Genomic DNA, 4,640 nt, shown 5'->3' on the forward strand with positions numbered 1-4,640 from the left:
TATTGAAAACTTCACCTTTTAGGATACAATCTATACAGACCGATAATGGTATGGAATATACTTATCGCTGTATTAATACTCCTAAAATAAATATTTTTGATGAATATTGTCTTAAAAATAAATTAGAGAGAAGATATATTCCTGTAGCAACACCAAGATATAACGGCGTAGTAGAAAGAGTACACGGCATAGACGAAAGAGAATTTTATTCACGATTAAATAAAAATATCACAGTAGAATTATTAAGAGAAAAATTAAAAGAATATACACATTTTTATAACAATCAAAGATTGATTTCTTCGTTAGGTTATATTACAATCAAAGAAAGAATCAAAAATATCATAGCAAGTAAAAGTACAATATCTATGGCTCCATGACACTTCTAATATTTTAGATACTTTATTTTTTATATTATCTTTTCTTAATAAATCAAAAGCATTAAATATATTTCTATATAAATCAAACTTAACATCATCTATATTATCAGTTAAATATATTTTCTCATAAGAGTATTTTATACTTATTTTTTTATGTATATCTAATGACGCCATTATTATAATTTCATCTTTTATTTTTACTATAATATCAAATGGTGTTATTTCTATGTTTATATTTTCTATGCCTGTTAATATATTAGATATTTTTACTTTTATGTTTTCTTTTGTTTCCTTATATTTTCTATTGAGAAGTTCCTCTTTTTCTTGATTACTTATTTGCATTTTTCTTACCTCTTTTAAATTATTTATATAAGGGGCATATAATGCCCCATTATGATATCTATTAAAATCCTTTCATTAATAGCTTACATCCTTCGATATTATTATTAAAGCATTCTTTTAATTCTTTATAATCTGATATAGTATCTTTGTTATCATCAAGCATTTCAATTAAAGATTCAAAGCGAGTTATTGCAGAACTATATTTACCTTCTTTTAATAAGTCTGAACCTTGTTGATAATCACTCAAAAATAATGTTAAGTTAATCATGTTATTTACCTCTTCTTAATTAATTTATGTGATGACAATAACTCTGTTACGAAAGATAGCAAGTTCTTTTCTACAAAAAAAATATATTTTTAAGTCAAAAGTTTAAATTGACTATTTTTATTTTAAATATTAATAAAAAGGCTATAATTCTATCCAAAATACATAATAAGGTTTTAAAAAATGGATGATTCAAGAAATAGTGTAACAATTAATTTTAATCAAAATTTATATAGATGGATTGTAAAAATGGTTGAAAAAGCTAAATCTGATCCTTCAAATTATTCTAATGCCACATTTGGATGATTTGTGCAGGCTTGTGTTGCAAAGGCTAAAAAAGAATACGAAGAGAAAGGTGGTGAAATGCAAAAATTAACTAAAAGAGTTGCTATTATTGAAAAAGAAGTTAAAAGAATTGATGAATTAGAAAATAGGGTTAAAGAATTAGAAAAATAATTTGATACCCCCTAATAAAAAAGTTGTCGCCACACATAAAAGACTCCCCACTCGTTGCACCACTTAAAAGCCTGTAGAGATTTTACCCACCCCCACCAAGCAAATATAAATCAGTTATAATTCACATAAGAAAAAATTATTTATATAATATTTGACTTTACATCTTTTTTTATGTATAATAATATTATAACTAATTAAATCAAAGGAGTTTGTAATAGATATGATACTATTATCAATAAATAAGGAAGTTGCATGGCTAATGTATTAAAATCAGAGCAGTTTCAAAAATCTTTATCTAAAATTAAAGATAAACAATTTGAAACTATGATACAAGCTATTATTAAGCAATTAGCTACAAACGGTAAAAAACTTAAAGAACCGAAATGTAAATATTTGCAAGATGGAATATTTGAACTTAAACTATATAATAAAAGCCATGAGTCAAGAATATTATTCTTTTATGCATTTGAAGAAAATAGTGCAGATGATGAGTATGCAGTTATAGTTATGCTTATGAAAAAACAAAAGGATAATTATTCAAAAGAAATAGAGTATGTTAAAAATTATAGACAAGATTTTTATCATACATATAGTAATAAAAAAGAATTAGAAAAATTATTATAAATTAGGAGTAAATATGAAATTAATAAAACATAAAGAAAAGGATTATTCAAAAGATTTAGAAGCAAAAAGATTTTATGATATAAATTGTGTTTTGCAAACTTTATCTTCTGAAATAAATGAAATGAGAACTCAAAAAGGTATGACACAAAAGGAGTTGGCCAATAAAGCAGGAATTACACAACAACAATTATCGAAAGTGGAATTAGGAGCAAATTGCAATATGAGTACATTTATAAGTGTTGCATCTGTATTAGGACTTGATATTAATTTGGTTTCACATAACTCTATAAAAAATGACTCAAAAAACAAACATATTAGAATAAAGAATAAAAGCCGTAATTTATCTAATACTAAAAAGCAATATGCAAGTAGCGTTGTATAAATATATTTTAATTGTTTAAAATAAGTGTTGCGATAATTTATATTATCGCAACACTTAAAATATTATTCTACTTCCAAACTTCTTAAGTATAATCCTGTTATGGCTATACTACTATGATTTAAAGCCTGTCTAATAAGTTCTATATCTTTTGTTTGTTTATATAACTTTACTGCAAAATAATGTCTTATATCATGTATAGAGTAAGAGGCTTTTATTTTACCTTGTTCATATAAACGCTTCGAACTTCTATAGAATATATTACGAATAACTTCAGAGCTTTTATTTTTAAATGGAGTTTCTATATATAATTTATTCTTTTTTAATTCTTTTATAACCTTGTCAGTAACTTTCCAACTTATTTCTTTTCCTTTTGAATATGAATAATATTTATTGTTTTTTATTTCAAGTTTAGATAAAGCACCAACACGCACTCCGCATTCCATTATAAAAATGATGGCCATCTTTATTAAAGGATCAGATATATCTTTTATAATAAGCTCAATTTCTTTTTTAGTAGGCACTTCAAGTCTTTTTTTATTTTTCACAGGAGGACGTGTTTTTGTACCACGAAAAGGATTTTTAATAAATGGATATCTTCTCTCTAAAAATGAGAAGAAAGAAGAGCAGGAAGATACTAAGGCTCGTATACTCAAATTAGAAAGCTCACTTGAATTAACTTCGGTTATAAAATCATCAGCTTCTCTGGCTTTAATAAACAAAATATTTTTATTATTTATACGGCAATACTCTTCTAGCTTATTGAGCCCATTTTTATATTGTCTTTTTGTATGATTGCTTTTTGTCTTTGAGCATTGCTTAAAAAAGTTTTCTTTTTCTGTTTCATAATCTATCTGCTTAATAAGCTGCTCTTCTTTCATATAGTCAAGTATATTTAAATAATTAGCTTGCTTAATAAGAAGTTCGGCTTGCTCTTCAGTTATTATATTATTATTATTTTGTAATATTAATTCATTCTTTTTTTTAGAAGCCATGTTTATACCTTTCCATAAATTAAAGACAAAAGCCTTTATTTATAGAAAAAAATATAAACTTTTATAACTATGTTCTATAAAAACATTAATATTACACTGTTATGATCTGACATAATAACTCCTAATTTAATTTTATTACTATATAACAAATTTTTGATGTTATACTTATAAAAATAAATATAACACCGAATATTCCAAAGGCTATAGAACCAATTTCATAAACCATCATTTATATACCCTCAACTGTATATAATAATCTTTAAATGCAAGTTTTCTAGGAAGTTTTGAAACTCTCTTAAATAATAAGCATTTATATTTTTTACCAACTTTTATTAATATTTTTAATTTAGCTATTACATCTATCTCATTTTTATAACTTATCTTTTTATGCCAATCATACCTCAGATCTCTTTTTATATGTTTATAAATAGCTTTATATTTATTGGCTTTATTTTTTTTAGTCATATATTCCGTCCTTATTTAATATCTGTTCAATTGTTTGCATATAAAACCCTAAAGACTGATTACAATCTAATTTTTCGTTATTTATAGTTACAAATAATTCATTTTGATTCTTTACTTTTTTATATCTAATATTAATATTTTTATATTTATATTTTAATACTCCTAAAATATCATGCATTCTTCTAAACTCATCATCTGCATCATTATAGTGAATAATAGCTTTAATCATCTGCTCATTAATCCTCAAACCTAATTTCTGTAGGTAATCCAGATTTAGCTATTTCTAATATACAATCCTCACATATATTTATTTTCTTTTCTTTTGTTTTTACTTCTTTTCCATCTTTAGTTTTACCTTCAATATGTATAGTTGTTTCTCCTAAGTTATCAAAGTCTTTTTTACATATAACACAAATCATCTTTTACTCCTTTTATTAATTTTTTTCATGTACTTATATAAAGCCTTTTCATTATCTTTAACTTTATATAATAGACTTGTTTCAAAAGTACTTGACAAATCAATTTATAGTTTCAAAGAAGTAAGAATTATGTTAATATATTCGTAAAAAAGGATTTTATAAAAATGATTGATTGTCAAAGTGTGATTGGCTTAAAAAAACATATTTATTTCTTTTAGAAGAATTAAGAAAAGTATATAAAGGTTTTAATAATGGCAGACCAAGAAAACTTTCTTTGGAAACTATGCTTTTTATCACTTTTATATATTTTAAACAATA

Annotated in this window: 11 protein-coding genes; 5 read left to right on the top strand and 6 right to left on the bottom strand. The window is 24.0% G+C overall.

The features are described 5' to 3' along the window. Nucleotides 1-377, top strand: a 377-nt coding sequence (locus EPJ72_RS12715) for an integrase core domain-containing protein (protein ID WP_147730244.1), incomplete at its 5' end; no start/stop codon positions are given. On the opposite strand, the gene EPJ72_RS12720 is transcribed toward EPJ72_RS12715, so the two are convergent. Continuing rightward, nucleotides 303-719 carry a hypothetical protein gene (locus EPJ72_RS12720; RefSeq protein WP_242005022.1) on the bottom strand — a complete coding sequence of 139 codons (417 nt, stop codon included), beginning with the start codon at nucleotides 717-719 and terminating at the stop codon, nucleotides 303-305. The genes EPJ72_RS12715 and EPJ72_RS12720 overlap by 75 nt on opposite strands. 61 nt (nucleotides 720-780) lie before the next feature. Next, a complete protein-coding gene (locus EPJ72_RS12725; protein ID WP_147732484.1) occupies nucleotides 781-987 on the bottom strand; it encodes a hypothetical protein in 207 nt (68 codons plus the stop codon). 180 nt (nucleotides 988-1,167) lie between these two features. Between EPJ72_RS12725 and EPJ72_RS13670 the strand changes: the two genes are divergently transcribed. From EPJ72_RS13670 to EPJ72_RS12740, 4 genes are all read left to right on the top strand, one after another. Next, nucleotides 1,168-1,290, top strand: a complete 123-nt coding sequence (locus EPJ72_RS13670; RefSeq protein ID WP_277871930.1) for a hypothetical protein — start codon at nucleotides 1,168-1,170, stop codon at nucleotides 1,288-1,290. Between the two features lie 3 nt (nucleotides 1,291-1,293). Beyond that, nucleotides 1,294-1,440: a hypothetical protein gene (locus EPJ72_RS13570; RefSeq protein WP_242005023.1), complete on the top strand. Its 147-nt coding sequence runs from the start codon at nucleotides 1,294-1,296 to the stop codon at nucleotides 1,438-1,440. A gap of 252 nt (nucleotides 1,441-1,692) precedes the next feature. Then, nucleotides 1,693-2,064 carry a type II toxin-antitoxin system RelE/ParE family toxin gene (locus EPJ72_RS12735; RefSeq protein ID WP_147732485.1) on the top strand — a complete coding sequence of 124 codons (372 nt, stop codon included), beginning with the start codon at nucleotides 1,693-1,695 and terminating at the stop codon, nucleotides 2,062-2,064. A 13-nt stretch (nucleotides 2,065-2,077) separates the two neighbouring features. Continuing rightward, nucleotides 2,078-2,446, top strand: coding sequence for a helix-turn-helix domain-containing protein (locus EPJ72_RS12740; RefSeq protein WP_147732486.1), 369 nt, complete (start codon nucleotides 2,078-2,080; stop codon nucleotides 2,444-2,446). 62 nt (nucleotides 2,447-2,508) lie between these two features. Here the strand turns inward: EPJ72_RS12740 and EPJ72_RS12745 are convergent, their stop codons facing one another. From EPJ72_RS12745 to EPJ72_RS12760, 4 genes are all read right to left on the bottom strand, one after another. Beyond that, a complete protein-coding gene (locus EPJ72_RS12745) occupies nucleotides 2,509-3,438 on the bottom strand; it encodes a tyrosine-type recombinase/integrase (protein ID WP_147732487.1) in 930 nt (309 codons plus the stop codon). A 225-nt stretch (nucleotides 3,439-3,663) separates the two neighbouring features. Continuing rightward, the gene (locus EPJ72_RS12750; RefSeq protein WP_147732488.1) at nucleotides 3,664-3,903 is read right to left on the bottom strand and encodes a hypothetical protein; all 240 of its coding nucleotides are present in this window, start codon (nucleotides 3,901-3,903) and stop codon (nucleotides 3,664-3,666) included. Next, nucleotides 3,896-4,132: a hypothetical protein gene (locus tag EPJ72_RS12755; protein ID WP_147732489.1), complete on the bottom strand. Its 237-nt coding sequence runs from the start codon at nucleotides 4,130-4,132 to the stop codon at nucleotides 3,896-3,898. The genes EPJ72_RS12750 and EPJ72_RS12755 overlap by 8 nt, the downstream gene beginning before the upstream one ends. Nucleotides 4,133-4,139: 7 nt before the next feature. After that, nucleotides 4,140-4,322, bottom strand: coding sequence for a hypothetical protein (locus tag EPJ72_RS12760; protein ID WP_147732490.1), 183 nt, complete (start codon nucleotides 4,320-4,322; stop codon nucleotides 4,140-4,142). Between the last annotated feature and the right edge of the window lie 318 nt (nucleotides 4,323-4,640).

This window comes from Brachyspira pilosicoli, assembly GCF_008016535.1.
Classification (GTDB): Bacteria; Spirochaetota; Brachyspiria; order Brachyspirales; family Brachyspiraceae; genus Brachyspira; species Brachyspira pilosicoli_A.

Excerpts from the sequence above, each read along its gene's own strand:
- EPJ72_RS12720 (WP_242005022.1), bottom strand. The coding sequence starts at position 719 with ATGCAAATAAGTAATCAAGAAAAAGAGGAACTTCTCAATAGAAAATAT.
- EPJ72_RS12725 (WP_147732484.1), bottom strand. The coding sequence starts at position 987 with ATGATTAACTTAACATTATTTTTGAGTGATTATCAACAAGGTTCAGAC.
- EPJ72_RS13670 (WP_277871930.1), top strand. The coding sequence starts at position 1,168 with ATGGATGATTCAAGAAATAGTGTAACAATTAATTTTAATCAAAATTTA.
- EPJ72_RS12735 (WP_147732485.1), top strand. The coding sequence starts at position 1,693 with ATGGCTAATGTATTAAAATCAGAGCAGTTTCAAAAATCTTTATCTAAA.
- EPJ72_RS12740 (WP_147732486.1), top strand. The coding sequence starts at position 2,078 with ATGAAATTAATAAAACATAAAGAAAAGGATTATTCAAAAGATTTAGAA.
- EPJ72_RS12745 (WP_147732487.1), bottom strand. The coding sequence starts at position 3,438 with ATGGCTTCTAAAAAAAAGAATGAATTAATATTACAAAATAATAATAAT.
- EPJ72_RS12750 (WP_147732488.1), bottom strand. The coding sequence starts at position 3,903 with ATGACTAAAAAAAATAAAGCCAATAAATATAAAGCTATTTATAAACAT.
- EPJ72_RS12755 (WP_147732489.1), bottom strand. The coding sequence starts at position 4,132 with ATGATTAAAGCTATTATTCACTATAATGATGCAGATGATGAGTTTAGA.
- EPJ72_RS12760 (WP_147732490.1), bottom strand. The coding sequence starts at position 4,322 with ATGATTTGTGTTATATGTAAAAAAGACTTTGATAACTTAGGAGAAACA.